Origin of the sequence: Streptomyces sp. NPDC055243 (genome assembly GCF_044544025.1) — a bacterium.
GTDB lineage: Bacteria > Actinomycetota > Actinomycetes > Streptomycetales > Streptomycetaceae > Streptomyces.
Map to the genome: position 1 here is coordinate 44,025 of NZ_JBITWR010000020.1, position 26,237 is coordinate 70,261.

Genomic DNA, 26,237 nt, shown 5'->3' on the forward strand with positions numbered 1-26,237 from the left:
ATAGCGGAGCACCTTTGAACGACCAGCCCGACCGGCGGCCCCAGAAGCAGGGCAAGCCCGGCAAGCCCCACCGCCGCCCCAAGAAGGACCCCGTCCGTTTCCTCGCCTTCGAGGCGCTGCGGGCCGTGGACGAGCGCGACGCGTACGCGAACCTCGTCCTGCCGCCGCTCCTGCGCAAGGCCCGGGAGAAGGAAGGGCCCGAGAAGTTCGACGCACGGGACGCGGCGCTCGCCACCGAGCTCGTCTACGGGACGCTGCGCAGGCAGGGAACGTACGACGCGATCGTGGCCGCCTGCATCGACCGGCCGCTGCGCGAGGTCGACCCGCCGGTGCTCGACGTGCTGAACATGGGCGTGCACCAGCTGCTCGGCACGCGCATCCCGACGCACGCCGCCGTCTCCGCCTCCGTGGAACTCGCGCGCGTGGTGCTCGGTGACGGGCGGGCCAAGTTCGTCAACGCGGTCCTGCGCAAGGTCGCCGCCGACGATCTCGACGGCTGGGTGGCGCGGGTCGCGCCGCCCTACGACGAGGACGCCGAGGACCATCTCGCCGTCGTCCACTCGCACCCCCGCTGGGTCGTCTCCGCGCTCTGGGACGCGCTCGGCGGCGGCCGGGCCGGCATCGAGGACCTCCTGGAGGCCGACAACGAGCGGCCCGAGGTGACCCTCGTGGCCCGGCCGGGCCGCACCACCGCCGATGAACTCCTCGACGCGGTCGGCGAGGAGTCCGCGCTGCCGGGGCGCTGGTCGCCGTATGCCGTGCGGCTCAGCGAAGGCGGCGAGCCGGGGTCGATCGACGCCGTGCGCGAGGGCCGCGCCGGGGTCCAGGACGAGGGCAGCCAGCTGGTCGCGATCGCACTCGCGAACGCCCCCATCGAGGGGCGCGACGAGAAGTGGCTCGACGGATGCGCGGGCCCCGGCGGCAAGGCCGCCATGCTCGCCGGTCTCGCCGCCCAGCGCGGCGCGGCCCTGCTGGCCGCCGAGAAGCAGCCGCACCGGGCCCGCCTCGTGGCGCAGGCCCTGCGCGGCAACCCGGGCCCGTACCAGGTCGTCGCCGCCGACGGCACCCGGCCGCCGTGGCAGCCCGGCACCTTCGACCGTGTCCTGATGGACGTGCCCTGCACGGGACTCGGCGCCCTGCGCCGCCGTCCCGAGGCCCGCTGGCGCCGCCGTCCCGAGGACCTGGACGGCTTCGCGCCGCTCCAGCGGGGGCTGCTGCGCACCGCGCTGGAGTCCGTGCGCGTCGGCGGCATCGTCGGTTACGCCACCTGTTCACCGCACCTCGCGGAGACGCGTGCCGTCGTCGACGACGTCCTCAAGCAGCACGAGGGCGCCGAGCTGATCGACGCCCGCCCGCTGCTGCCCGGCGTCCCGGCCCTGGGCGACGGCCCCGACCTGCAGCTGTGGCCGCATCTGCACGGCACGGACGCGATGTATCTAGCGCTGATCCGGCGGACTGCCTGACCCTGCCTGGGGCGGCCCTGTCGCCGTCCCCGTCTCTTTCCTCGTCCCCGCCCCCGCCTTCACGGTCGGGGGCGTGGGTGTACGCAGCGCCGGGTCCTTGCTCAGGGCGTGCGGCCACCACACCTTCGGCCCCACGTCCAGGAACAACGCGGTGACCAGGACGGACCGTACGACGAACGTGTCGAGCAGGACGCCGAGCGCGACCGCGAAGCCGATCTCGGCGAACGCCACCATCGGGAGCGTGCCGAGCGCGGCGAAGGTGCCCGCAAGGACCAGGCCCGCCGACGTGATGACCGCGCCGGTCGCGGCGAGACCGGTCAGCACGCCCGCACGGGTGCCCTGGCGGCCCGCTTCCTCGCGGATGCGGGTCGACAGGAAGATGTTGTAGTCGATGCCGAGCGCCACCAGGAACACGAAGACGAAGAGCGGGAAGTCCGTGGACTCGCCCGCGTAGTCGAAGAGGTGGCGGAAGGCGAGCGCACTGATGCCCAGGGCGGCGGAGAAGGACAGGACGACCGTCGCGATCAGGAGCAGCGGCGCCACCAGGGCGCGCAGCAGCGCGGCGAGGATCAGCAGGACGACCAGGAGGACGAGCGGGATCACCAGCTTGTTGTCGTGGGTCGTCGCGCGGTCCATGTCCAAAAGGGCCGCCGTGCCGCCGCCCACCATGGCGTCCGCGTCGGGCACCGCGTGCACCGCGTCGCGCACCCGGTCCACCGTCTGCTTGGCCGCCTCGCTGTCGGCGGGGTCGGTCGGGGTCGCCTCGAACAGGACTTTGCCGTCGGCCTCCGCCTTGGTCCCCGGCGGTACGCCGATGCTCGCCGGGTCCACGCCCCGGGTCTGGGCGACGGTACTGCGGACCTCCTCGCCCTGATCGGCATGGGCCACGATCACCAGCGGGTCGCCGCTGCCCGCCGGGAAGTACTCGGCCTGCACCTCCTGGCCGACGATCGAGTCCGGCTTGTCCGTGAACGAGTCCGCGTTGCTGAGTCCTTCCGCGCGCAGCTGGGTCAGGCCGAGCGCCAGGCCCGCGAGCACCACCGCGGTGACGCCCCAGGTCAGGCGTGGACGGTGGGAGATGCGGCGGCCCATGCGGGCCCAGATGCCGCGCTCGGTGGGCTCCTCGGAGCCGTTGTGCGGGATCAGCGGCCAGAAGAGCCACCGGCCGCAGACCACCAGGAGCGCGGGGAACAGCGACAGCATCGCGAGCAGGGCGACGGCGACACCGATGGCGGACACGGGGCCGAGGCCCCGCGTCGAGTTCATGTCCGCGGTGAGCAGCACCAGCATGCTGACGACGACCGTGGCGCCCGACGCGATGACCGCGGGGCCCGCCCGGTGCAGGGCCAATTGCATCGCCTCGTGCCGGTCCTCGTGGCGGCGCAGCTCCTCGCGGTAGCGGGCGACCAGGAGCAGGGCATAGTCCGTCCCCGCCCCGAAGACGAGGACCGTGAGGATGCCCGCGCTCTGGCCGTTGACCGTCAGGCCCGCGTGCTCCGCCAGGAGATAGATCAGCGCCTGCGCCGTGAACAGGGAGACGACCGCCGCGATCAGCGGGACGAGCAGGAGGATCGGGCTGCGGTAGGTGATCAGGAGGATCACGATGACGACGCCGGCCGCCGCGAGCAGCAGCGTCGAGTCGATGCCCTCGAACGCCTCGGAGAAGTCCGCCGACGTACCGCCCGGCCCGGTGACGTGCACCGCGAGCCCTCCCGAGCTCTCGCCCGAGCGCTCCCGGATGGAGTCGACGGCGGGACCGATCCGCTCCCAGCCCTTCTCGTCCATCGTGATGGGCACGAAGACCTGCGCCGCCTTGGCCTCGCCCGGGTCCTTCGTGTCGAAGACGGGTCCGCGGGTCTCCGCGCCGCGGATGCCGTGGGCGCTGAGCTCCTTGAGCTCGCCGACGTCCTCGGTGATCCGTGCCCGGTCGTCGGCGGTCAGCCCGCTCTCACGGGCGTACACGACGATCGCGGGAATCTGCTCGGGCCTGAACTCCTCGGAGATGTCCAGGACTTGGGTGGACTCCGCGGAACCGGGCAGCCAGGACGACGCCTGGTTGTCCTGGGCGTCCGTGAGCTTGCCCGCGAGCGGCGCGGCGACGACGATCACCACCAGCCAGAACAGCACCACCAGCCACTTGGTGCGCCGCCCGCACACCAGCCAGGCCACGCCACGGCCCGCCTGACGCTGTTCTTCCGACCGTTCGTCTGGCATGGCTACCCCCGCTGCCCCACGTGATGCCGGTGGACCGCCCAGCATGGCACGCGGTCCATGGTCAAGGGAGCCGGTCGGCCCACGCTACGGACCGCGGAAGGCAACGAGCGCCGGGCATGGCAGTCTTGGGGCATGGCCGTGCAGATCAACCCCAGCATCCTGTCCGCGGATTTCGCCCGTCTTGCCGAGGAGGCAACGGCGGTCGAAGGTGCCGACTGGCTCCATGTCGACGTCATGGACAACCACTTCGTCCCCAACCTCACCCTGGGGGTGCCGGTCGTAGAGTCACTGGCCCGAGCGACGGACACCCCGCTGGACTGCCATCTGATGATCGAGGACGTCGATCGCTGGGCTCCGCAGTACGTCGAAGCGGGCGCCGGATCGGTCACCTTCCACGTGGAGGCGGCCGCGGCTCCCGTCCGCCTGGCCCGTGAGATCCGCGCCCAGGGCGCCCGCGCCTCCATGGCGCTGAAGCCGGCGACGCCCATCGAGCCGTACGAGGATCTGCTCTCCGAGCTCGACATGCTGCTGATCATGACCGTCGAGCCGGGGTTCGGGGGCCAGTCGTTCCTCGACATCATGCTCCCGAAGATCCGCCGCACCCGCGAGTTGATCAGCAAGCACGGCCTTGAGCTCTGGCTCCAGGTCGACGGCGGCGTCTCGGCCTCGACCATCGAGCGCTGCGCCGAGGCCGGCGCCGACGTCTTCGTGGCAGGCTCCGCGGTGTACGGGGCGAACGACCCGGCGGCGGCGGTACGTGCACTGCGCACCCAGGCGACCGGTGCGATGTCCACGGCGGCATGGGCATGCGGCCACTGAGCCACGGATACGTGAACGCAGTCCTTCAGGGCTGATCAAGTACGTCGGATCTGCAAGGATGAACGACGAACCCAGGTTGCGCTGCGGCAATGCGCGCGAAGCCGTGACAATGCGCGCCAAGCCGCACCAATGGGTGTGAATGCGTGAACGACAGTTGTTTGAAATGACAGTGAGGAGATCGTCGTGTCGACGGGCGGCCGGTCAGCCATGCGGATGGGACCCGCGGAGCTGGTGCAGGCGGCGGCCATGGCCCGCCGCTTCTATCTCGAGGGCAAGTCCAAGATCCAGATCGCCGAGGAGTTCGGCGTCAGCCGCTTCAAGGTGGCCCGGGTCCTGGAGACGGCTCTCGAGCGTGATCTCGTACGGATCGAGATCCGTGTGCCCGCCGAGCTGGACGCGGAGCGCTCGGACGCGCTGCGTGCCCGCTACGGCCTGCGGCACGCGGTCGTCGTCGAGTCGCCGGCGTCGGCCGACGAGATCGAGGACTCTCCGGACCCCGAGAACCTCGGCGAGGTCGCTGCCGATCTGCTCGGCGAGCTGGTCACCGAGGGCGATGTCCTCGGCCTGGCGTGGGGGCGCTCGACCATCCACATGGCGGCTGCCCTCGACCAGCTTCCGCCGTGCACCGTCGTGCAGCTGACGGGTGTGTACGACGCCGGGACCGCCGAGCGCGGTTCGGTCGAGGCCGTGCGGCGTGCCGCGCAGGTCTCCGGCGGCGAGGCCCACCCCATCTACGCGCCGATGCTGCTGCCGGACCCGGCCACCGCGGCCGCCCTGCGGAACCAGACCGGGATCGCGCGGGCGTTCGAGTACTTCGACAAGGTCACCGTCGCCGCCGTCTCCATCGGTTCCTGGGAGCCCGGCATCTCCACCGTCCACGACATGCTCAGCGACGAGGAGCGTGCGCACTACGCCTCGCTGGGAGTGGCCGCCGAGATGTCCGCGCACCTCTTCGACGCCGAGGGGCGTCGGGTCGGGCGTGACCTGGGGGAGCGGTGCATCACCGTCGAAGCCGACCGGCTGCGACGGATTCCTGAGGTCGTCGCCATCGCGGGCGGGCAGCGCAAGGCCGCCGCGATCGACGCGGTGCTGCGTTCGGGGCTCGTGACCAGCCTGGTCACGGACACCGCCGCCGCGGATCAGTTGATGATCATGGGGCACACGCCGCATCCCGCGCTGGACCGGGCGGACCCGGACGGCAGCTGAGCGGCCGCGGGGGCGCCGTGGCAGCATCTGTTGCATGCTGACCCGGTTTGTCCCCCGCGTCCTGCCGGCGCTGCTGGTCTGCCTTGCCGTCCTCGTCACGGGGTGCTCCTCGGGGGACGGCGGGCAGGCGGAGAGCGGCAGTTCCGCCCCCGCCTGGGCGCACGGCATGCCCACCGTCCAGGCCGACCGGCTGCCCGTCGAGGCGCGGCGGACGTTGCGGCTCATCGATGACGGTGGGCCCTTCCCGTACGCCAAGGACGGCTCCGTCTTCGGCAACTTCGAGGGCGAGCTGCCGAAGCAGCGGCGCGGTCACTACCGCGAGTACACCGTGCCCACCCCCGGCGAGCGCGACCGGGGCGCACGCCGGATCGTCACCGGGAGCGGTGGCGAGACCTACTACACGGACGACCACTACACGTCCTTCAAGGCGGTACTGAGATGACGTCCGAACCGCAGACGCCCGAACCGCTCGCGCCCGTGCTGCGGGCCGTCCGGGACGCCGGGATGGCCACCGTCTCGCTCGACCTGACCGGCGTGGGCGACAAGGCGGCCTTCATGGACCGCTGCGCCCGCGCGCTCGAACTTCCCGACTGGTTCGGGCGCAACTGGGACGCGCTCGCCGACTGCCTCACCGACCTCGGATGGGCGCCTCCCGCGCCCGGCCGTCTCCTCGTCGTCTCCGGCTGGCAGGAGTACGCCGATGCGGCGCCCCAGGAGTGGATCGTCGCCCAAGAGGTGTTCACCGACGCGGTCGAGTACGCCCGGGAGCGCGGCACGGGTCTGGAGATCGTCCTCGCGCTCGGCACCCGCGCCTGAGCGGACGGTGACCGTCCGCACCGGCGCTTGGAGGTTCCGACCAGGGGTCCCGCCGCCCGGCTGGGTGATCGTCCCAGGCAGCGCATCACCCGGGACATGGGACACTGAAGTACGTGCTTTTCCCTCGGCCTAACTGTCCGGGGGCCACCTCTGATCGACTGGGATGAGCAGCACGTGCGTTTCCTCAATGACATCCAGCCTGCGTACGACCTGACGTACGACGACGTATTCATGGTGCCGCGGCGCTCCGCCGTCGGATCGCGTCAGGGCGTGGACCTCTCCTCGCCGGACGGCACCGGCACCACGATCCCGCTGGTCGTCGCGAACATGACCGCGATCGCCGGACGCCGGATGGCCGAGACCGTCGCCCGCCGCGGGGGCCTCGTCGTGATCCCGCAGGACATTCCGATCGAGGTCGTCACCGAGGTCATCTCCTGGGTCAAGACGCGTCACCACGTCCTGGACACCCCGATCGTCCTGGCCCCCACGCAGACCGTCGCCGACGCGCTGGCCCTGCTGTCCAAGCGCGCGCACAACGCGGGCGTCGTCGTGGACGGCGACCAGAAGCCGATCGGCGTCGTCACCGACACGGACCTGAACGGCGTCGACCGCTTCACCCAGATCTCCGAGGTCATGTCCAAGGACCTCGTGCTCCTGGACGCGGACATCGACCCGCGCGACGCCTTCAACAAGCTGGACGCCGCCAACCGCCGGTACGCCCCGGCCGTGGGCAAGGACGGCCGCCTCGCCGGCATCCTGACCCGCACGGGCGCCCTGCGCGCGACGCTCTACTCGCCCGCCCTGGACGCCAACGGCAAGCTGCGCATCGCCGCCGCCGTCGGCATCAACGGCGACGTGGCGAGCAAGGCCAAGCAGCTGCTCGACGCCGGCGCCGACACGCTCGTCGTGGACACCGCGCACGGCCACCAGGAGTCGATGATCGCCGCGGTCAAGGCCGTGCGCGCGCTCGACCCGCAGGTGCCGATCGTGGCGGGCAACATCGTCGCCGCCGAGGGCGTACGGGACCTGATCGAGGCCGGTGCCGACATCATCAAGGTCGGCGTGGGCCCCGGCGCCATGTGCACCACGCGCATGATGACCGGCGTCGGCCGCCCGCAGTTCTCCGCGGTGCTCGAATGCGCCGCCGAGGCCGCGAAGTTCGGCAAGCACGTCTGGGCCGACGGCGGTGTCCGGCACCCCCGTGACGTCGCCATGGCGCTGGCCGCCGGTGCGTCGAACGTCATGATCGGGTCGTGGTTCGCCGGGACGTACGAGTCCCCGGGCGACCTCCAGCAGGACGCCAACGGCCGCCTCTACAAGGAGTCGTTCGGCATGGCGTCGGCCCGCGCGGTCAAGAACCGCACGAGCGAGGAGTCGGCCTACGACCGCGCCCGCAAGGCGCTGTTCGAGGAGGGCATCTCGACCTCGCGGATGTTCCTGGACCCGGAGCGGCCCGGCGTCGAGGACCTGATCGACTCGATCATCGCGGGCGTCCGTTCCTCCTGCACGTACGCCGGTGCGGGCTCCCTGGCGGAGTTCGCCGAGCGGGCGACCGTGGGTGTGCAGAGCGCCGCGGGCTATGCGGAGGGCAAGCCCCTGCACGCCAGCTGGAGCTAGCCGCCGCGCGGGGGCTGCCGTTTGCCGCTGCGGGTTCGTCGTGGCTCGTCGCGCAGTGCCCCGCGCCCCTGGCGGGGCCTCGTCAGGGGCGCACCGTGGCCGCGTACACCTCGATCGCCGGGCGGGGCTCCTTGCCGAGGAGAGTGCGCAGGGCGCTGCCGTCCACGCCCGTGCCGTCCAGGAAGCCGCCCGCGATCGCCGCGTACGTGCTCAGGAGCATCGGCACCTGGAACGGCAGCGCCCCTCCGGCCGCGGTGATCGCCTCGCGGGTCGCGGCGAGTGTGCCGGGTTCGTACGAGCCGCCGATCGCGGCGGCCAGGTCGGCGCCGCCCAGGGCGTGTTCGCCGACGAGTTCGTAGGTGCGGCCCGCGTGGGCGGCCGGATCCGTCGCCACCCGCACCGCGACGTCGGCCAGGTCCTCGCGCGCCACGGCGGCGAGGCGGCCCGCCCCGAGCGGTGCGGCCACGGTCCCGTCGGGCCCCGGCGCGGCGACGGCCGCGAGGAACTCCGCGTACAGGCCGTTGCGAAGCACCGTCCAGTTCAGCGAGGAGCCGCGCAGCCTGCGCTCGGTCCAGCGGTGGGCCAGCGCGTAGGTGAGATGGTCCCCGTCTCCGCTCAGGCTGGTGTAGACGAGGTGGCCGACCCCCGCCTTCTCGGCGGCGGAGATCACGGCCTCGTGGCGGGCGATGACGACATCGTCCTCGGCGGCGCCCGCCGAGATGACCAGCAACGTGTCGACGCCGGTGAAGTCCAGCGATGCCGGGTCGTCGAAGTCGATGCGGCGCCCGCCGGGAGCGGGGCTGCGGGAGCCGACGACGACATCGGACCGGTCCGCGAGGCGGGCGGTGACGAGCTTGCCGAGGGCGCCCGTGGCACCGGTGATCATGAGCATGGGAAGGTTCCCCCGTGGTGAGTGGTTGTGCCGCTGTCAGGACCGGCCCGCTGTTCGGACGAGGCCCGGTGACCGGGCCTGTGGTGACCATGGTGATCGGCGCGGCGGCGCCGCATAAGGAGGCACTTTCATGTCGGCAGGGCACACGGCGGTAACCACCCCGCAGACCGCATCGGCCCCCGCGGAGCCGGTGATCAGCTGTGACACCCCGCAGGACGAGTGCGGGGTGCGGGACGTCCTGGACCGGCTCGGCGACAAGTGGTCCGTGTACGTGGTGGTCGAACTCGCCTCGGGCGTCCTGCGGTTCAAGGAGCTGCAGCGCCGGATCCACGGCGGCATCTCGCAGCGCATGCTCACCGTGACCGTGCGGCGCCTGGAGCGCGACGGCTTGGTCAAGCGCACGGTGTACCCGACGATTCCGCCGCAGGTCGAGTACGAGCTGACCGAGATGGGCCACAGCCTCACCCACCTCGTGAAGGCGCTGGCCGACTGGTCCATCGGCCACCGCCCCGCCATCGCCGCCGCCCGCGAGGCCTACGACGAAGCGGCCCAGGAGTGACCCTTCCGCAACGCTGACGCCACCGCGTCCGCGAGGACGCCGTGGCCCGCGTCGCCCGGATGCACCCCGTCCACCAGGTGCCCCGCCTCCAGCAGCCCGCCGCCCGGCAGCACATCGGCCCCGGCGTCCAGGGCCGCCCGCTCCACGGCGGTCCGCAGGTCCCGGAGCGTGGCGCCGAGCGCGTTCGGCACCGCCTCGGCGTCCGGCCGGAGCACGGGGGAGACGACCAGGAGGGGAGCGGCGGGGTGGCCCCGGCGCACCAGGTCCAGGAACGCCCGCGCCGTCTCGTACAGCAGCCTGGCCGAGTGCGGCACCCGCGACCAGCAGTTCGTGCCGAAGGCGACGGTGATCAAGTCGGCGTCCAGGGAGGCGAGTTGCTCGGCCGAAGCCAGCTCACCGCGCGCCGCGCCCGCGTACCCGAGGTTCACCGACTCCACCCCCAGGGCCCGTCCCGCCAGCGCGGGCCACGCCAGATGGGGGCGGCTCGTCGACCAGCCCTCGACGATCGAGTCGCCGTACACGAGCCAGCGCGGCTGCCTCTGCCGGGGTTGCAGCGTGCCGCCGCCCACGGGACGCAGGCCGGTGAGTGCGGGACGCAGTGTCTCCGGGAGGTGGAGGACGAAGTCCCCGTCCGGCTGGGGGAGTTGAATCCGCACCGCGTGGGAGCCGGGCGCCGCGGGGGTGTCGCGGACTGCTCGAACGCGGCCGTCGCACGGTGCGGACGGCCCGGCGACAGGCACGCGTGCGGGCCGCCGCGCGAGGCCTTCGTCGTCCGCTCCCGCGTCGTCCGCTCTCGCCTCGACCGTCCCCGTGCGGATGCCGCCGTTCTCCTCGCCGGAGTCCGTGAGCAGCGTGAAGACGGCAGGCGCGGTGCCGTACGCATCTGTCCGCGACGGCGGCGAGGCGGTGTACGCGATCTCCACGGCGCTCACCGCGCGCGCGGTGAACTCAAGGCGCACCCCGGCCGGGAGCCCCGCCCGCTCCCACGTGTCCCCGGGCAGCCGGTCCCGGTCGGCAGGGTCGGCGCGCACCGCACGCCCGTCCTCGGTCCACCACGCGGCGCCCCGCACGAACTCCCTCACCGCGTACCCCCGACGGTCGGATACGGGAACTTCACGCCGACCCCGCCGTCCACGACGAGCGTCTGGCCGGTGACGTACGAGGAGAGCGGCGAGGCGAAGAAGAGCAGGGCCGACGCGATGTCCGAGGTCTCGGCCACCCGGTCGAGCGGGGCGTTGCGGGCGTTGCGCGCGCGGCCCTCGTCGCCGATCAGGCCCGCCACGCGCGGGGTCCAGACGACGCCGGGCGCCACCGCGTTGACCCGTACACCGCGCGGGCCGTACTCCACCGCCGCCGAGCGGACCAGGGAGATCAGGCCCGCCTTGGCCGCGCCGTACGCGGCGTGCAGGGGCGCCGCCGTCAGGCCCGACACCGACGCCACGAAGACCAGCGGGCCGCCGCCCGCCTCGGCGAGCGCCCGGCCGCCGTACTGGACCGCGAGCCAGGCGTGCCGCAGGACCAGGGAGAAGTGCCAGTCCCAGGAGGCGTCGTCCAGCTCGTCCAGCGGGGCGTAGTGGGCCATGCCCACGATGTCGACGACGCCGCCGATCGGGCCCAGCTCCCGGCGCGCGTACGCGAAGAGCTCCCGGACCTCTTCGCGGCGCGTGACGTCGGCGATGTACGCGGTGCCGCCCGTCTCGGCCGCGACCGCCTCGGCGCGGCCCTTGTCGAGATCCACGCACAGGACCCGGGCGCCCGCCGACGTGAGCGCGTGCGCGGTCTGGCGGCCGATGCCGTTGCCCGCGCCGAGCAGGACGAAGGCGCGGCCGTCCAGGCGGTGCAGGGACGCGTAGTCGGGGACGGGCGACGTGTCGAGGGGCTCGCTCACGGTGCCGCCTGCCGGGGGCGGTAGGACGCCAGCTCCGGGATGACTTCCTTGCCCAGGATCTCGATCGTGCGCAGGATCTCCTGGTGCTCCAGATAGCCCCACTGGACGTAGCAGATGAGTTGGTCGATGCCGAGGTCGGCGTAGTGCTTGGCCTTGCGGACGACGGTCTCGGCGTCACCGATGAGGATCATGTCGCCGTCGTTGAACTCCTGGACGGGGACGCTCCCTTCGATGATCGGGGTGAGCAGGGGGAAGGTCCGCTCGCGCTCGTCGGGGGTCAGGTGCGGCAGCTCCCAGTCGAGCGTGAACTGGGCCAGGTTGCGGTACCACCAGGCCACCGAGTCCCAGACCCGCTTGGAGGGGCGGTCGGCCACGTGCACCAGCGTGTAGGCGCTGACGCGGTCCGTGGTGACGTCCGTGATCGGCGAGGGCGTGCGCGCCGCCGCGCGGTAGGCGGCGACCTGACGGGCCATCGCTTCGAGCGGCTGCATGATCGAGAAGGAGAGCAGGCCGAGGCCCGCCGCGCCCGCCACCTCCGCCGAGCCGGGGGACGTCGCCGCCATCCAGCACGGGGGGTGCGGGTCCTGGACGGGCTTCGGCGTGACCATCCGCCGGGGGAAGGTGAAGCGCTCGGACTCGTACGCGAAGTACTCCTCGCGCCACATGCCCGTCACGATCTCGATCGCCTCGCGCCAGTCGGACCGCGACTGCTCCCGGTCGACCCCGAATGCCGTCTGTTCCATGGGAGTTGAGCGGCCGGTGCCCCACTCCACGCGGCCCTCCGAGAGCACGTCCACCGCCGCCACCTTCTCCGCGACGCGCTGCGGGGGAGTGAAGCCGAAGGGGGTGAGCGTGACGCCGAAGCCGAGGCGTATCCGCTCGGTGAGCGCCGCGAGGTGGCCGAGGAGCACCTCGGGCGCCGGACAGTGCGAGCGGCCCTCGCGGAAGTGGTGCTCCACGGCCCACACGGTGCGAAAGCCGACCCGGTCCGCGAGCCGGATCTGCTCCACGGCCTCCCGGTAGGCGCGCTGCTCGGCGGTGCGCTGGCCGTGCGGATGGGGTCCGTTCCAGGGCTTCGGTACGTCGATCTCGTAGAGCACATCGAGGTCCATGGCCTGCTGCCTCCCTCTCGACGGGGCGCGCGATCGGCTCGACCGGAGTGCACGATGGGGCAGATCTGACGAAGTGTCAATGACCTCCCGGGAGCCTCGGCACGCAACGGACGAAACGGACCGCGCAACGAAGACCCGCAGGAAGGGGATGTACGCAACGATCATGCGGGCTTGCGCAAGGTTGCTGCATTACGTACGTGAAGCGCGCCTCATAGAGTCATCCGCTGTACGTGGTGTGGCGGGGACCGCCTGCTCGGCGGTCCCCATCCATGCGTGGGTGCTGCCGCCGGTCCCGCCGCCCTGACCGGCAGCGATGAAGGAGCCACGCGTGCTCGACCAAGGCGCACCCCCGCAGAACCGCCCAAGTCCCCCGGGGGCCATCGGGTTCGGTCGTCGCTTGATGCGGCGCAAGCCCGTGGAACTGCTGGTCGCCGAGGGCGGCCAGGGCGAGGGCGGCTCGCTGCGGCGCTCCCTCGGCATGTGGCAGCTGACCATGATCAGCATCGGCGCCACGCTCGGCACCGGCATCTTCGTCGTCCTCGGCGAGAGTGTCCCCAAGGCCGGGCCCGCCGTGACCCTGTCCTTCGTGCTCGCCGGCCTCACCGCCCTGTTCTCCGCGCTCTCGTACGCCGAGCTGGCGGGCTCCATACCGGTCGCCGGATCCTCGTACTCGTACGCGTACGCAACGATGGGCGAACTCGTCGCCTGGGTCTGCGGCTGGTGCCTGGTCCTGGAGTACGGCGTCTCGGTCGCGGCCGTCGCCGTCGGCTGGGGCGAGTATCTGAACGAGCTGCTCGACGGCACCATCGGCGTCACCATCCCCGACGTGCTCTCCTCGGCACCCGGTGAGGGCGGCATCATCAACCTGCCGGGCCTGCTCGTCGTGCTGCTCGCGATGGTGTTCCTGCTCGGCGGCGCCAAGGAGTCGGCGCGCGCCAACACGATCATGGTCGTCGTGAAGATCGCGGCGCTCGTGCTCTTCTGCACCATCGGCTTCATGGGCTTCAAGTCCGGCAACTACTCCGACTTCATGCCGCTCGGCACGGCCGGTGTCAGCGCCGCCGCCGCGAGCCTCTTCTTCTCGTACATCGGCTTCGACGCCGCCTCCACCGCCGGTGAGGAGGCGAAGAACCCGCAGCGCGACCTGCCCCGCGCGATCATGCTGTCGCTGATCATCGTCACGGCGCTCTACGTCCTGGTCGCGGCCGTCGCCGTCGGCGCCTGGAACTGGAAGGACTTCGAGGGCTCCGAGGCCGCGCTCGCCGCGATCATGAACGACGTCAGCGGCCAGAGCTTCTGGGGCACGCTGCTCGCCGCCGGCGCGGTCATCTCCATCGCGTCCGTCGTCCTGACCGTGCTCTACGGCCAGACCCGCGTCCTGTTCGCCATGTCCCGCGACGGCCTGGTCCCCAAGGTGTTCGGCAAGGTCAGCAAGAAGACCGGCACGCCCCGCGTGAACACCGTCATCGTGTCGCTGTTCTGCGCCGCCCTCGCCTCCGTCATCCCGCTCGGCAAGCTCGTCGACGCCACCAGCATCGGTACGCTCTTCGCCTTCGCCCTGGTCAACGTCGCGGTGATCGTGCTGCGCCGGACCCGCCCGGACATGCCGCGCACCTTCCGGGTGCCCCTCGGCTGGCTCTTCCCGGTGCTCGGCTTCGGCTTCTGCGCGTACAACATGTTCAGCCTCGACTCCGTCACCTGGGTCGTGTTCGGTGTCTGGATGGCCGCAGGCCTCGTGTTCTACTTCCTGTACGGCATGAGCCGCTCCCGATTGGCCTCCGCAGAGAAGTGATCCACCCCCAGTGCGACTGAACGATCTCGACGAACGCATCGTGCACGCCCTCGCCGAGGACGCCCGCCGTTCCTACGCCGACATCGGCCAGCTGGTCGGGCTCTCCGCGCCCGCCGTGAAGCGGCGCGTGGACCGGCTCCGGGAGACCGGGGCGATCACGGGATTCACCGTGCGGGTCGACCCGGCCGCGCTCGGCTGGGAGACCGAGGGGTTCATCGAGATCTACTGTCGCCGCAACACCTCGCCGGAGGCGATCCGGCGAGGTCTTGAGCGGTACCCGGAGATCGCGTCCGCGTCCACCGTCACCGGTGACGCGGACGCGGTCGTCCAGGTCTTCGCCGCCGACATGCGTCATTTCGAGCGCGTGCTCGAACGGATCGCGGGGGAGCACTTCGTGGAGCGGACGAAGTCCGTGCTGGTGCTTTCGCCTCTGATGCGGCGGTTCTCGTCGGGGGCCCCTGCATAGTGCTTCGGGCGCGGGTGCGTCGTGGTTGAGCGCGCAGTTCCCCGCCCCTTCGGGGCGCTCGTCCAGCCCCGGCGTGGTCAGTCGGTCGGGTACGTCGGATGCCAGGGCGTGACGTCGAAGTCGCCCGTGCCCTTCCTGACCTTCTCGAAGGGGGCCGAGCTCGTGCACTTGGTCAGCTTCTTGGTCCCGTCGGGGCCGCCCACCGCGGCCCAGCTGTAGCCCACGCGGTCCAGCTTTTTGCCCTGGTCGTGGACGGTGAAGCCCACGCGGCCGCCCTTGATGTCCTTGAGGTTGGTGTCGGTGATGATGCCGGTGGCCGTGGCGACCTTGCCGCCCGTGATCAGGCAGTCGATGCGGCCCTTCGCCCAGCCGCCCTCGCCGCCCGGCCTGTCGAGGTGGACGAAGCGGAAGGTGCCGGTCGCCTTGTCCGGGCGCATGGTGTGGCGCTTCGCCAGATGGGCGTCGAACGTGAACGTCACGTCCTCGGTGGTCTTGCGGTAGAGCTTCGCGCTGCCGGTGAGGGCGGCGGCCTCGCGGGTCTGCGCGTGTGACGTGGCCTTGTCCGGTGTGTGCGGTCCGTCGCCGTCCGACGCGACGGCCGCTCCGGCCGCTCCCGTGGCGATCAGCAGGGCGGTCCCCACGGCGATCACGCGGCGGCGGGTGTCGGTGAACCGGGCGGTGCTGCGGCTGCCGGTGCTTGCGTTGCGGCTCACGAGAAGCCTCCTGATGCGTGCCGTTCACCCGGTCCTTCCGGGCGAGATCACGGTCTCGCGGCAGGGGGTGCCGACACGTCCGGCCACGGGCGGCAATCCGCCTCCGCCGCGTGGCGGGGAACACCCCCGCGCACCCTGCGCCCGGCGGTGGACACCGCTACGACCCCGGTCCCATGCCGCCGCGCAACGAATCGCCGCCGAAGGCCCCGTACGCGCAACAGATCGAGCGGCGGCCCGCAACGCTCGCGCCTTGTCGCGGCAAGCCCGCCGACCGTACGGTCTAACGGTCCCCACCAGTCCGTCAGTCCCTTCGCATGCCCCGAGGTCACGCCATGCCCCCGCTGCGCACCGCCCTGCTCCAGAGCTCGGGCCGCCCCGGCTCCGTCGCCGCCAATCTGAAGGCGCTCGACGAGGCCGCGGCCCGTGCCGCCGCGGCGGGCGCGGGCCTCCTGGTCGCCCCCGAGATGTACCTCACCGGGTACGCGATCGGCGACGACGTGGCACGCCTGGCCGAGCCCGCCGACGGGGCGTCCGCCACCGCGATCGCCGAGAGCGCCGCACGCCACGGCGTCGCGGTCGCCTACGGCTACCCGGAGCGGGAGGGCGAGCAGGTCTTCAACTCCGTCCAGCTCATCGGCCCCGACGGCGTCAGCCTGGCGAACTACCGCAAGACCCACCTCTTCGGCTGCTTCGAGCGCGACTCCTTCACCCCCGGTGAGCAGTCCGTCGTCCAGGCCGAGCTGGGCGGTCTGCGGATCGGCCTGATGATCTGCTACGACGTGGAGTTCCCGGAGAACGTCCGCGCGCACGCCCTCGCGGGCACCGACCTGCTCCTCGTGCCCACGGCCCAGATGCACCCCTTCCAGTTCGTCGCCGAGTCCGTCGTCCCGGTGCGGGCCTTCGAGAACCAGATGTACGTCGCGTACGTCAACCGGGTCGGCAAGGAAGGGGAGTTCGAGTTCGTCGGGCTCTCCACCCTGGCCGGACCCGACGGAGTCGCGCGCACCCGCGCCGGACGGGACGAGCAGCTGGTCTTCGCCGACGCCGACCCGGCCTTCCTCGCCGCGTCGCGCGAGGCCAACCCCTATCTGCGCGACCGCCGCCCGGGTCTGTACTCGTCCCTGATCTGACCCTCCCGAGTATCCGGTCCTCCCGAGCCCCCTTCTTCTGTTCTGCCGTTCCCGCAAGGAGTCCGTACCCCATGACGTCCACGGTGCCCAACGCCGTCCAGCACACCGACGCGCAGCCGCCGATCACCATGTTCGGTCCGGACTTCCCTTACGCGTACGACGATTTCCTCGCCCACCCGGCGGGCCTGGGCCAGATACCCGCGACCGAGCACGGCACGGAGGTCGCGGTCATCGGCGGTGGCCTCTCCGGCATCGTGGCCGCGTACGAACTGATGAAGATGGGCCTCAAGCCCGTCGTCTACGAGGCCGACCAGATCGGCGGCCGGCTGCGCACCGTCGGCTTCGAGGGCTGCGACGGCGATCTCACCGCCGAGATGGGCGCGATGCGCTTCCCGCCGTCCTCGACGGCGCTGCAGCACTACATCGACCTGGTGGGCCTCAAGACCCAGCCCTTCCCCAACCCCCTCGCGGAGTCGACGCCCTCGACGGTCGTCGACCTCAAGGGCGAGTCCCACTACGCGACGTCCGTCGACGACCTGCCGCAGGTCTACCGCGACGTGATGAACGCCTGGAACTCCTGCCTGGAGGAGGGCGCCGACTTCTCCGACATGAACCGCGCCCTGCGCGAGCGCGACGTGCCCAAGATCCGCGAGATCTGGTCCAAGCTCGTCGAGAAGCTCGACAACCAGACCTTCTACGGCTTCCTCTGCGATTCCGAGGCCTTCAAGTCCTTCCGGCACCGCGAGATCTTCGGCCAGGTCGGCTTCGGCACGGGCGGCTGGGACACCGACTTCCCGAACTCCATCCTGGAGATCCTGCGCGTCGTCTACACCGAGGCCGACGACCACCACCGCGGCATCGTCGGCGGCAGCCAGCAGCTGCCGCTGCGGATGTGGGACCGCGAGCCGCAGAAGATCGGGCACTGGGCTCCCGGTACGTCCCTGAGCTCGCTGCACGAGGGCGGCGTGCCGAAGCCGGCCGTGACCCGCCTGGACCGCACCGCGGGCAACCGCGTCACCGTCACCGACTCCTTGGGCGACATCCGCACCTACCAGGCGGCGATCTTCACCGCCCAGTCCTGGATGCTGCTCTCCAAGATCGCGTGCGACGACACGCTCTTCCCCATCGACCACTGGACGGCGATGGAGCGGACCCACTACATGGAGTCCTCCAAGCTCTTCGTCCCGGTCGACCGGCCGTTCTGGCTGGACAAGGACGAGGAGACCGGTCGTGACGTCATGTCGATGACGCTCACCGACCGCATGACGCGCGGCACCTACCTGCTCGACGACGGCCCGGACAAGCCCGCCGTCATCTGCCTCTCCTACACGTGGTGCGACGACAGCCTGAAGTGGCTGCCGCTGTCGGCGAACGAGCGCATGGAGGTCATGCTCAAGTCGCTCGGCGAGATCTATCCCAAGGTCGACATCCGCAAGCACATCATCGGCAACCCGGTGACGGTGTCGTGGGAGAACGAGCCCTATTTCATGGGCGCCTTCAAGGCGAACCTGCCGGGCCACTACCGCTACCAGCGGCGCCTTTTCACGCACTTCATGCAGGAGAGCCTGCCGGCGGACAAGCGGGGAATCTTCCTCGCCGGTGATGACATCTCCTGGACGGCGGGGTGGGCGGAGGGCGCGGTCACGACCGCCCTGAACGCCGTGTGGGGTGTCATGAACCACCTCGGTGGTTCGACCGACGCGACGAACCCCGGTCCGGGGGACGTGTACGACGAGATCGCTCCCGTCGAGCTGCCTGAGGACTGACAGACAGCGCCGTTTTGTCTGGGGCGCGTGGGGATCTGCCGGGCCGTCGTGGTCGATCGCGCAGTTCCCCGCGCCCCTTCGGGGCCCTAGACCCCCGCTGCCCTTGCCGCCTCGTACACCTCTGCCGCCACGTCCTTCAGTTCTTCCGCGTCCCGTGCGCCGCCCGCGAGTTCGATGAGGATCTCTTCGACCGCGCCCGTCGAGGCGTGTGCCTCCAGGTCCTCGACGATCTGCTCGACGTTGCCCCGGAAGGGGGCGCGCTTCTCGCCCACGTACGGCTTCGCCGTGTACCGGGCGTTGGCCCGCAGGACGCTCTGGACGGGCTGGGTGCGCCCGCGCTCGGTGGCCAGTTCCTTCAGGGCCTGGGCCTGTTCGGCCAGCTTGTCGGCGCCGGCGCCCACCGGCATCCAGCCGTCGGCGCGGTCGACGAGCCTGCGCAGGGCGCGCGGGCTGTTGGCGGGCAGCAGGATCGGGATGGGGCGCTCGGGCTTGGGGGCGACCACCGAGGGCGCGATCGTCGTCAGCTCCCCTTCGTACGCCACCGGGTCCGGGCCCCACACCGCGTGGCAGACGTCGATCAGCTCGTCCAGGACCTTGCCGCGCCGGTTGAAGGGGGCCACCCCCGCCGCCGCGTACTCGTCGTGCGACCAGCCCGTGCCGAAGCCCGCGACGACACGGCCGCCGCTCGCCGCGTCCAACGTGGCGAGCGAACGCGCCAGTTGGAACGGCACGTGCAGCGGGGCGACCAGGACGCTGGTGCCCAGGCGGGCCCGCTCGGTGGCCGCGGCGGCCAGCGTCAGCGTGATCAGCGGGTCGGCGACCGAGCGGTAGGTGTCGGGCCAGGGCAGGCCCTCGATGCCGTACAGACCCTGGGTCGCGGGCTCGGGGAACAGGATGCGCTCGTAGACCCACAGGCTCTCGTACCCGATCTCCTCGGCCGCGCGGGCCACTGCCGGGACGTCACGCCCGATGCGGTACTGCCGGCCCTGCGGGAGGCCGAGTCCGAGTCGTGTGGCCATGCTGGTGCTCCTTCGCATCCGGGGTCACTGCCTTCAACGTACAGCGATCGTCGGGGAGTTCCTCGGCGGCGGAAGGCAAGCGGCCGGATCAGTCCGGCAGGGGCGTGAGGAGCATCCGGCCCACCAGGCCGACCGCGCCGTCCAGACGGTCCCGGAACTCCTGGGCGACCGGCGGGAGTTCGCGCAGGGCCCGCATCGCCAGGGCCGTCGCCCACGCGCTGTCCCTGGCCCGCTCCAGGCTCCAGGAGCCCAGCAGATGGGTGAGCGGGTCGGCGATCTGGAAGAGGTCGGGCCCCGGCATCAGCTCGTCGCGGATGCGCTCCTCCAGCGAGACGAGGATGTCGCCCACGCGGTCGAACTCGTCCTCCAGGTCCGCCGGTTCGCAGCCGAGCGTACGACAGGCGTCCATGACCGCCAGCGGAAGGTCGTGCCCGATGTGCGCGTTGATGCCCGCGAGCGCGAACTGCAGAGGGCGTACGCCGGGATGGCGGCGGAGCTGGAACAGCGGCCGCCAGCAGGCGGGCGGCCTGCGGTCGGCGGCCACCGCGTCGACCGCCGTCAGATAGCGCTCGGCGAACAGGACGTCCAGGGTGATCGCGGCCCCGGTGTCCGGGAATCGCCCCCTGTCGAGGTGCCGGTCGACCTCTTCGGTGACCGCGAGATAGACCCGGTTGAAGACCCCGACGCCGTCCCCCGGCGGGAAGCCGGTGCCCAGCGCGCGCATCCGCGTCAGCACCCCGTCGACCCCGTGTGCCGAGCCCGTGAACTCCGCGAACCGCTCCAACTGCGCCATGGTGGCAGGGTCCCAGTCCTAGGCTGGCCCGAGTGCCGCCGCACCGGCCGCTTCCCCAGAACGAGGGAACGGCGACCGTGTGTGCCCCTGGGGAGGGGGAGTGGGCGCGCCGTGTCAGGGGGACACGGGGGAGGGGGAGGAGCCGCACTGTGTCAGGCAACCGCGCACGCCATCGCGCCGGACGGCGCAACGGGCGAACGTCCAGGCGAAGAGGCGCCGCTCGTCACGGGGTCATGGTCGTGGCGGCCTCGATCGTGGCCGCCGTCGGCGCCGTGGCCGGAATGGTGTCCGCCCTGGACGAGGGCGGCGGCAAGGACCGGGCGCGCCCGAAGGTGACGAAGTCGCCGACGTTCCAACCGCTGCCAGCGGTGCCGACGCCGTCCGTGTCGCCCTCCTCGGCCACGCCGTCGCCCGTGAGGTCCTCCGCCGCGCCGGTGCCCGAGCCGGAACCGAAGCCCGCGACGCGGCGCCCGAAGAAGCCGAGCACCGTGGCCCCGGCGGCGAACTCCCTCTACCGGCACGGCGACTCCCAGGTCCTCGACTGGGTCAGGGCGAACCGGAGCGACCCGCGCCGCCCGCTCATCGAGTCACGGATCGCCGACCGGCCCGCGGCGGTGTGGTTCGCGCAGTACGCGCCCGGGACCATCACCTCGCGGGTGCGGGCGGTGACGTCGGGCGCCGGGAGCCGGGTGCCCGTCGTCGTGCCGTACGCGATACCGGACCGCGACTGCGGGGGCGCCTCCCAGGGCGGGGCGCCGGACCTCGCCGCGTACGACGCGTGGATCGGGAAGTTCGCGGCGGGCCTCGGCTCGGGCGAGGTCATCGTCGTCCTGGAACCGGACGCGATCGCGCTCTCCGAGTGCCTCTCGGCGAAGCAGCGCACCGCCCGCTACGCCTCGCTCGCCCGCGCGGGCCGCACCCTCAAGGCCGCCAACCCCAAGGCCCGGGTCTACTACGACGCCGGGCACTCCGGCTGGAACGCGGCGTCCCAGCAGGCCGGGCGGCTGCGCGCGGCGGGCGCCGCGTCCCCCGCGTCGTCCGACGGCATCTTCACGAACGTGTCGAACTTCCACCGCACCGGCGACGAGGCCGCCTACGCCCGCGAGGTCCTGACCGCGCTCGGCGGCCCGGCGAGCCTGGGGGCCGTCATCGACACCAGCCGCAACGGAAACGGCGCCCCGGCCGACGGGGAGTGGTGCGACCCGGCGGGCCGGGGGCTGGGGCCGAACCCGACGCTGCGCACCGGCCAGGCCCGCGTCGACGCCTATCTGTGGGTCAAACTGCCGGGCGAGTCCGACGGCTGCAAGGGCGCGCCCGGCACGTTCAGCCCCGACTACGCCTACGACTTGGCGCGCGGCTGAGAGCCGTCGGCGCCCTTCTCCGGGGCCTCGTCGCCCGTGTCGCCCGCATCGCCTTCGTCGTACGTGGACGTGCCCGAATCGAGCAGCGGCTCCTGCGACTTGAGGTGCGGCGGGGCGAAGGCACGAAGGACGTGATAGCCGGTGATCACGACGATCGTGCCGAGGGCGATGCCGCTCAGCTCGAAGTTGTCGGTGATCTTCAGTGAGACGCCGCCGACGCCGATGATGATGCCCGCCGCGGCCGGGACGAGGTTCAGCGGATTGCGCAGATCCACGCCCGCGTTGATCCAGATCTGGGCGCCGAGCAGGCCGATCATGCCGTAGAGGATGACGGTGATGCCGCCGAGCACGCCGCCCGGGATGGCCGCCACGACCGCGCCGAACTTGGGGCAGAGGCCGAAGAGCAGGGCGAAGCAGGCGGCGGCCCAGTAGGCGGCCGTGGAGTAGACGCGGGTCGCGGCCATCACGCCGATGTTCTCGGAGTACGTCGTGTTGGGCGGACCGCCGACCGCCGTGGAGAGCATGGACGCGGCGCCGTCGGCGGAGATCGCGGTGCCGAGCTTGTCGTCCAGGGAGTCGCCGGTCATCTCGCCGACCGCCTTGACGTGCCCGGCGTTCTCGGCGACCAGCGCGATGACGACGGGCAGGGCGACGAGGATCGCCGACCACTCGAAGCTCGGCGCGTGGAAGGTCGGCAGGCCGATCCAGTCGGCGTTGCCGACGGCCGAGAGGTCCAGGCGCCAGTGGTCGACGACCTTGCCCGAACCGTCCGCCGAGTGGATCTTGCCGAAGACCAGGTCGAGGGCCCAGGACAGGGCGTAACCGAAGATCAGGCCCAGGAAGATCGCGACGCGCGACCAGAATCCGCGCAGGCACACCACGGCCAGACCGGTGAACAGCATCACCAGGAGCGCCGTCCACTGGTCCTGCGGCCAGTACGTGGACGCGGTCACCGGCGCCAGGTTGAAGCCGATCAGCATGACGACGGCGCCGGTGACGATCGGCGGCATCGCGGCATGGATGATCCGCGCCCCGAACTTCTGGACGGCCAGGCCCACCAGGAACAGCGCGGCGCCGACCACGAAGACCGCGCCCGTCACGGTCGCGGAGGAGCCGCCCTGCGCGCGGATGACGGCGGCCACGCCCACGAAGGAGAGCGAACAGCCCAGGTAGCTGGGCACCCGGCCGCGCGTGGCGAGCAGGAAGATGACGGTCGCGACACCCGACATCATGATCGCGAGGTTCGGGTCGAGGCCCATCAGGACGGGCGCCACGAAGGAGGCGCCGAACATGGCGACCACGTGCTGGGCGCCGAGCCCGAAGGTCCGGGGCCAGGAGAGCCGCTCGTCGGGTCGGACGACGGCTCCGGGCGCGGGGGTGCGCCCGTCGCCGTGCAGTCTCCAGCGCACGCCGAGATCCATGTTCTGTTCCGCCTTCTGTGCGCCCGACTTTGTCAAGACCTGAATGAGTCAGCGCAATGTTAATCCGGCATAAGTGCCAGGGACTCTCACCGGCCGCTCGCGGGGCGCCCGGCGAGCAACCGATGGAACCTCGTGGGGTCAGGCCTTCGGGCCGGGTGTCGTCGCCTTCGCGGGCGCGACCGGGGTGGCCTCGCGGCCGTCCGTGCGCAGGACCCCGGCGAACAGCGCGAGCCCGCAGGCGAGGACCGTCACCAGGCCGAAGGAGACCACCAGGCTCGTCGCGTCGGCGAGCGTGCCGATCGCCGACGGGGCGATCAGGCCCGATGTGTACGTGATGGTGGCGACGCCCGCGATGGCCTGGCTGGGGTTGGGGCCGCTGCGCCCGGCCGCGGCGAAGGCGAGGGGCACCACGACCGCGATGCCGAGCCCCAGCAGCGCGAACCCGCCCATGGCGACCGCCGGATGCGGCGCGACGACCACGAGGAGACCGCCGAGCGCCGCCACCACGCCGCCCACGCGCACCGTGCGCACCGCCCCGAAGCGGTCCACCACCGCGTCGCCCGCGAGCCGCGCGATCGCCATGGTGAGCGTGAAGCCGGTGGTGGACGCGGCGGCGACACCGGCCGACGAGTCCAGGACGTCCCGCAGATAGACCGCCGACCAGTCCAGGCTCGCGCCCTCGGCGAAGACCGCGCAGAAGCCGACCGCGCCGATCAGGAGCGCCGACTTGGGCGGCAGCGAGAAGCGCGGCGGCGCCTCGTCCTCGGGCTCCGCCTGGAGGTCGAGCACGCCCTGGCAGGCGACGAGGCCGATCGCGGTGAGCGCCACGGCGGCGAGCGCGTGGTGCAGCCGTGCGTCGGAGCCCAGATGGGCGGCGACCGTGCCGGCCGCGGAGCCGATGAGGGCGCCGACGCTCCACATGCCGTGCAGCCCCGACATGATCGACTTCTTCATGCGGGTCTCGACCTCGACGCCCAGGGCGTTCATCGCCACGTCCGACATGCCCGCCGTCGCGCCGTACACGAACAGGGCCACGCAGAGCGTGAGCAGGTTCGGCGCGAGCGAGGGCAGGATCAGGGCCATCGTCCACAGGGCGAGCAGCCCGCGCAGCGCCGTCCGGGCGCCGAAGCGGTGGCTGACCCAGCCCGCGAGCGGCATCGCCACGGAGGCGCCGATCGCCGGGAAGGCCAGGGCGAGGCCGAGGAGTCCCGCGCTGAGGCCGGCGTGGTCCTGGATCCAGGGCACGCGGGTCGCGAAGGAGCCGGTGACGGCGCCGTGCACGCAGAAGACGGCGGCCACGGCGTACCGCGCCCGCTTCAACTGCCGTACGTCCTGGACCACTTCACTCATCGATGCTCCGCCCCTCCCGAGGTGCCGCCCCGCTACGGCGACGTAAACTATCAGGAACCCTGCCTGATAAATAGCAGCTTTATGGAAGGATCCCCGGCATGCCCGCATCACCGAGCACCGCCCGGGCCATCAACGACCGGCTCGCCCTGGGGCTCCTGCAGCGCGAAGGACCGCTGACGGCCAACCAGTTGAAGCAGCTGACCGGCCTCTCCCGGCCCTCGGTCGCCGACCTGGTCGAGCGCCTTCAGGGCTCCGGGCTGATCGCGGTCGTGGGGGAGGCGGGTGCCCAGCGCCGGGGGCCCAATGCCCGGCTGTACGGGATCGTCGCCGACCGGGCGCACCTCGCCGCGCTCGACGTACGCACCGGCGGCGTCTCCGTGGTCGTCACCGACCTGCTCGGCGCGGTGCTCGCCGAGGCCTCCGCGCCCATCGGCGGCGACACCGGCACCGGAGCCGCGGTCGAGCGGGCCGTGGCCCTCGTGGAGAGCACCGCCGGGGACGGCGGCGTTCAGCGGCTGCACACGGTGGCGATCGGCGCCCCCGGCCTCATCGACCCCGCCACCGGCGAACTGCGCGACACCACCGCGCTCCCGGCCTGGCACCGGCGTCTCGCGGGAGCCCTCCAGGAGCGGCTCCCGGCGCGCGTGCTCGTGGAGAACGAGACCAACCTCGCGGCCCGCGCCGAACAGCGCGAGGGCGCGGCCCACGACCGCGACACCTTCGTCCTGCTGTGGCTGGGCGAAGGCGTCGGGGCCGCCGTCGTGCTCGACGGCAGCCTGCGCCGCGGGGCCTCCGGCGGCACCGGCGAGATCGGCTTCCTGCCGGTGCCCGGCACGAACGTGCTGCCGTCCGCCACCGGCTGCGACGGCGGCTTCCACTCGCTGGCCTGCGCCGCCGCGCTCCGTGACCTCGGCGCCGAGCACGGCGTCCTGCGGCCTGGCGCGAGCGCCGCCGAGGTGATGCGGCACGCCGCCGAGAGCGGCCACGAGGCCTACCTGGACGCCGCCGCCGACCGGATCGCCGTCGGCGCCGCCGCCATGGCCGCGATCCTCGACCCCGGCTGCGTGGTCCTGGGCGGCGAGGTCGGCCGCGCGGGCGGCGAACCGCTCGCCACCCGCGTGATGCACCGCGTCACCGCGATGTCCCCGCTGCGCACGGAGGTCAGGGCGAGCACCCTCGGCGGTTCCGCCGTGCTGCGCGGCGCGCTGCTCGCCGCGAGGGAAGCGGCGCAGGACGAGCTGTTCGGACCCGCACGCTGAGCCACAGCAGCCAGGACGGGCCGATCACCCCGGCCCCCAGGAGGGCCATCAGCGTCGCGGCGGACCCGGCCGTCATGTGCTCCAGGTGCGCCGAGTGGAACACCAGATGGGGCACGGAGAAGGTCAGGTACGCGGCGAGCCCGACGGAGACGAGCCGCGGCTCCATCGCGCGCACGCCCGCCGCGAGGACCACCGCGATCGCCAGGGAGGACGCCCCCAGATCGCGCATCATGTGCTCGTTGTAGGGCGGCAGGTCCGACACCCACAGGACGCCGTAGAAGGAGCGGGGAGCGAACAACTGCCAGCACCCGACGGTGAGTTGGGTGGCGGTGAGGGCGAGCAGGCCGCCCCACAGCACCTTCGCACCGCGCCCGGCTACTCCCGTGCCGCGCCGGGCTGCTCCCGTGCCGCGCCGGGCTGCTCCCGTGCCGCGCCCGGCCACTGCCGCGCCGCGCCCGGCTACTCCCGCGCCGCGCCCGCCCACTGCCGTGCCGCGCTCGGCTGCTCCTGCGCCGCGCCGGGCTACTCCCGTGCCGCGCTCGGCTGCTCCTGCGCCGCGCCGGGCTACTCCCGTGCCGCGC

Annotated in this window: 24 protein-coding genes; 13 read left to right on the plus strand and 11 right to left on the minus strand. The window is 72.2% G+C overall.

Annotated elements, in window-relative coordinates; genetic code table 11:
- The first annotated feature begins 14 nt into the window (after positions 1 to 14).
- Positions 15 to 1,463 (plus strand): transcription antitermination factor NusB, encoded by a 1,449-nt coding sequence (locus tag ACIGXX_RS38020; protein ID WP_361463311.1) that lies wholly within the window; start codon positions 15 to 17, stop codon positions 1,461 to 1,463.
- On the opposite strand, the gene ACIGXX_RS38025 is transcribed toward ACIGXX_RS38020, so the two are convergent.
- Positions 1,437 to 3,677, minus strand: coding sequence for an MMPL family transporter (locus ACIGXX_RS38025; protein WP_399982842.1), 2,241 nt, complete (start codon positions 3,675 to 3,677; stop codon positions 1,437 to 1,439). The two genes, ACIGXX_RS38020 and ACIGXX_RS38025, sit on opposite strands and share 27 nt — an antisense overlap.
- A 132-nt stretch (positions 3,678 to 3,809) precedes the next feature.
- On the opposite strand from ACIGXX_RS38025, the gene rpe reads away from it, so the two are divergent.
- From rpe to ACIGXX_RS38050, 5 genes are all read left to right on the plus strand, one after another.
- The gene (gene rpe / locus ACIGXX_RS38030) at positions 3,810 to 4,496 is read left to right on the plus strand and encodes a ribulose-phosphate 3-epimerase (RefSeq protein WP_351168695.1); all 687 of its coding nucleotides are present in this window, start codon (positions 3,810 to 3,812) and stop codon (positions 4,494 to 4,496) included.
- 207 nt (positions 4,497 to 4,703) lie between these two features.
- Positions 4,704 to 5,702 (plus strand): sugar-binding domain-containing protein, encoded by a 999-nt coding sequence (locus ACIGXX_RS38035; protein ID WP_351168878.1) that lies wholly within the window; start codon positions 4,704 to 4,706, stop codon positions 5,700 to 5,702.
- 34 nt (positions 5,703 to 5,736) lie between these two features.
- Positions 5,737 to 6,144 carry a ribonuclease domain-containing protein gene (locus ACIGXX_RS38040; protein WP_399982846.1) on the plus strand — a complete coding sequence of 136 codons (408 nt, stop codon included), beginning with the start codon at positions 5,737 to 5,739 and terminating at the stop codon, positions 6,142 to 6,144.
- Entirely contained in the window at positions 6,141 to 6,518 is a 378-nt protein-coding gene (locus tag ACIGXX_RS38045) for a barstar family protein (RefSeq protein WP_351168699.1), read from the plus strand. The genes ACIGXX_RS38040 and ACIGXX_RS38045 overlap by 4 nt, the downstream gene beginning before the upstream one ends.
- Positions 6,519 to 6,692: 174 nt before the next feature.
- The gene (locus ACIGXX_RS38050) at positions 6,693 to 8,135 is read left to right on the plus strand and encodes a GuaB1 family IMP dehydrogenase-related protein (protein WP_351168701.1); all 1,443 of its coding nucleotides are present in this window, start codon (positions 6,693 to 6,695) and stop codon (positions 8,133 to 8,135) included.
- Between the two features lie 82 nt (positions 8,136 to 8,217).
- On the opposite strand, the gene ACIGXX_RS38055 is transcribed toward ACIGXX_RS38050, so the two are convergent.
- Positions 8,218 to 9,027, minus strand: coding sequence for an NAD(P)H-binding protein (locus ACIGXX_RS38055; RefSeq protein WP_399982851.1), 810 nt, complete (start codon positions 9,025 to 9,027; stop codon positions 8,218 to 8,220).
- 130 nt (positions 9,028 to 9,157) lie between these two features.
- Between ACIGXX_RS38055 and ACIGXX_RS38060 the strand changes: the two genes are divergently transcribed.
- Positions 9,158 to 9,586, plus strand: coding sequence for a helix-turn-helix domain-containing protein (locus ACIGXX_RS38060; protein WP_361463319.1), 429 nt, complete (start codon positions 9,158 to 9,160; stop codon positions 9,584 to 9,586).
- Here the strand turns inward: ACIGXX_RS38060 and ACIGXX_RS38065 are convergent.
- The 3 genes from ACIGXX_RS38065 to ACIGXX_RS38075 are packed head-to-tail and all read right to left on the minus strand — an operon-like array spanning position 9,562 to position 12,586.
- A complete protein-coding gene (locus tag ACIGXX_RS38065) occupies positions 9,562 to 10,668 on the minus strand; it encodes a GDSL-type esterase/lipase family protein (RefSeq protein WP_399982855.1) in 1,107 nt (368 codons plus the stop codon). The genes ACIGXX_RS38060 and ACIGXX_RS38065 overlap by 25 nt on opposite strands.
- A complete protein-coding gene (locus tag ACIGXX_RS38070) occupies positions 10,665 to 11,474 on the minus strand; it encodes an SDR family NAD(P)-dependent oxidoreductase (RefSeq protein ID WP_399982858.1) in 810 nt (269 codons plus the stop codon). The genes ACIGXX_RS38065 and ACIGXX_RS38070 overlap by 4 nt, the downstream gene beginning before the upstream one ends.
- Positions 11,471 to 12,586, minus strand: a complete 1,116-nt coding sequence (locus tag ACIGXX_RS38075) for an LLM class flavin-dependent oxidoreductase (RefSeq protein ID WP_383818281.1) — start codon at positions 12,584 to 12,586, stop codon at positions 11,471 to 11,473. Before ACIGXX_RS38075 ends, ACIGXX_RS38070 begins: the two co-directional genes overlap by 4 nt.
- Before the next feature lie 328 nt (positions 12,587 to 12,914).
- Here ACIGXX_RS38075 and ACIGXX_RS38080 point away from each other — a divergent pair, with 328 nt between their 5' ends.
- On the plus strand, positions 12,915 to 14,378 hold the full coding sequence (locus tag ACIGXX_RS38080; RefSeq protein WP_351168712.1) for an amino acid permease: 1,464 nt from the start codon (positions 12,915 to 12,917) through the stop codon (positions 14,376 to 14,378).
- Positions 14,379 to 14,388: 10 nt separating this feature from the next.
- Complete coding sequence (locus tag ACIGXX_RS38085) at positions 14,389 to 14,844, plus strand: Lrp/AsnC family transcriptional regulator (protein ID WP_351168714.1); 456 nt, start codon at positions 14,389 to 14,391, stop codon at positions 14,842 to 14,844.
- 77 nt (positions 14,845 to 14,921) lie between these two features.
- On the opposite strand, the gene ACIGXX_RS38090 is transcribed toward ACIGXX_RS38085, so the two are convergent.
- Positions 14,922 to 15,557, minus strand: a complete 636-nt coding sequence (locus ACIGXX_RS38090) for a Repetin (RefSeq protein ID WP_399982863.1) — start codon at positions 15,555 to 15,557, stop codon at positions 14,922 to 14,924.
- A 341-nt stretch (positions 15,558 to 15,898) separates the two neighbouring features.
- On the opposite strand from ACIGXX_RS38090, the gene ACIGXX_RS38095 reads away from it, so the two are divergent.
- On the plus strand, positions 15,899 to 16,687 hold the full coding sequence (locus ACIGXX_RS38095; RefSeq protein WP_351168880.1) for a carbon-nitrogen hydrolase family protein: 789 nt from the start codon (positions 15,899 to 15,901) through the stop codon (positions 16,685 to 16,687).
- Between the two features lie 71 nt (positions 16,688 to 16,758).
- The gene (locus tag ACIGXX_RS38100; protein WP_399982866.1) at positions 16,759 to 18,453 is read left to right on the plus strand and encodes a flavin monoamine oxidase family protein; all 1,695 of its coding nucleotides are present in this window, start codon (positions 16,759 to 16,761) and stop codon (positions 18,451 to 18,453) included.
- 86 nt (positions 18,454 to 18,539) lie between these two features.
- Here the strand turns inward: ACIGXX_RS38100 and ACIGXX_RS38105 are convergent, their stop codons facing one another.
- Positions 18,540 to 19,472, minus strand: coding sequence for an LLM class F420-dependent oxidoreductase (locus ACIGXX_RS38105; protein ID WP_361463329.1), 933 nt, complete (start codon positions 19,470 to 19,472; stop codon positions 18,540 to 18,542).
- An 88-nt stretch (positions 19,473 to 19,560) separates the two neighbouring features.
- Complete coding sequence (locus ACIGXX_RS38110) at positions 19,561 to 20,265, minus strand: DUF5995 family protein (protein ID WP_361463331.1); 705 nt, start codon at positions 20,263 to 20,265, stop codon at positions 19,561 to 19,563.
- Positions 20,266 to 20,498: 233 nt separating this feature from the next.
- Between ACIGXX_RS38110 and ACIGXX_RS38115 the strand changes: the two genes are divergently transcribed.
- Positions 20,499 to 21,626, plus strand: coding sequence for a glycoside hydrolase family 6 protein (locus ACIGXX_RS38115; protein WP_351168723.1), 1,128 nt, complete (start codon positions 20,499 to 20,501; stop codon positions 21,624 to 21,626).
- On the opposite strand, the gene ACIGXX_RS38120 is transcribed toward ACIGXX_RS38115, so the two are convergent.
- Both ACIGXX_RS38120 and ACIGXX_RS38125 read right to left on the minus strand, forming a co-directional pair.
- On the minus strand, positions 21,605 to 23,047 hold the full coding sequence (locus ACIGXX_RS38120) for a solute carrier family 23 protein (RefSeq protein ID WP_366463325.1): 1,443 nt from the start codon (positions 23,045 to 23,047) through the stop codon (positions 21,605 to 21,607). The two genes, ACIGXX_RS38115 and ACIGXX_RS38120, sit on opposite strands and share 22 nt — an antisense overlap.
- 138 nt (positions 23,048 to 23,185) lie before the next feature.
- A complete protein-coding gene (locus ACIGXX_RS38125) occupies positions 23,186 to 24,397 on the minus strand; it encodes an MFS transporter (protein ID WP_351168727.1) in 1,212 nt (403 codons plus the stop codon).
- A 98-nt stretch (positions 24,398 to 24,495) separates the two neighbouring features.
- Here ACIGXX_RS38125 and ACIGXX_RS38130 point away from each other — a divergent pair, with 98 nt between their 5' ends.
- Complete coding sequence (locus tag ACIGXX_RS38130; protein WP_351168729.1) at positions 24,496 to 25,656, plus strand: ROK family transcriptional regulator; 1,161 nt, start codon at positions 24,496 to 24,498, stop codon at positions 25,654 to 25,656.
- Here ACIGXX_RS38130 and ACIGXX_RS38135 read toward each other — a convergent pair.
- Positions 25,559 to 26,237, minus strand: a 679-nt coding sequence (locus tag ACIGXX_RS38135; RefSeq protein WP_399982875.1) for a hypothetical protein, incomplete at its 5' end; no start/stop codon positions are given. The two genes, ACIGXX_RS38130 and ACIGXX_RS38135, sit on opposite strands and share 98 nt — an antisense overlap.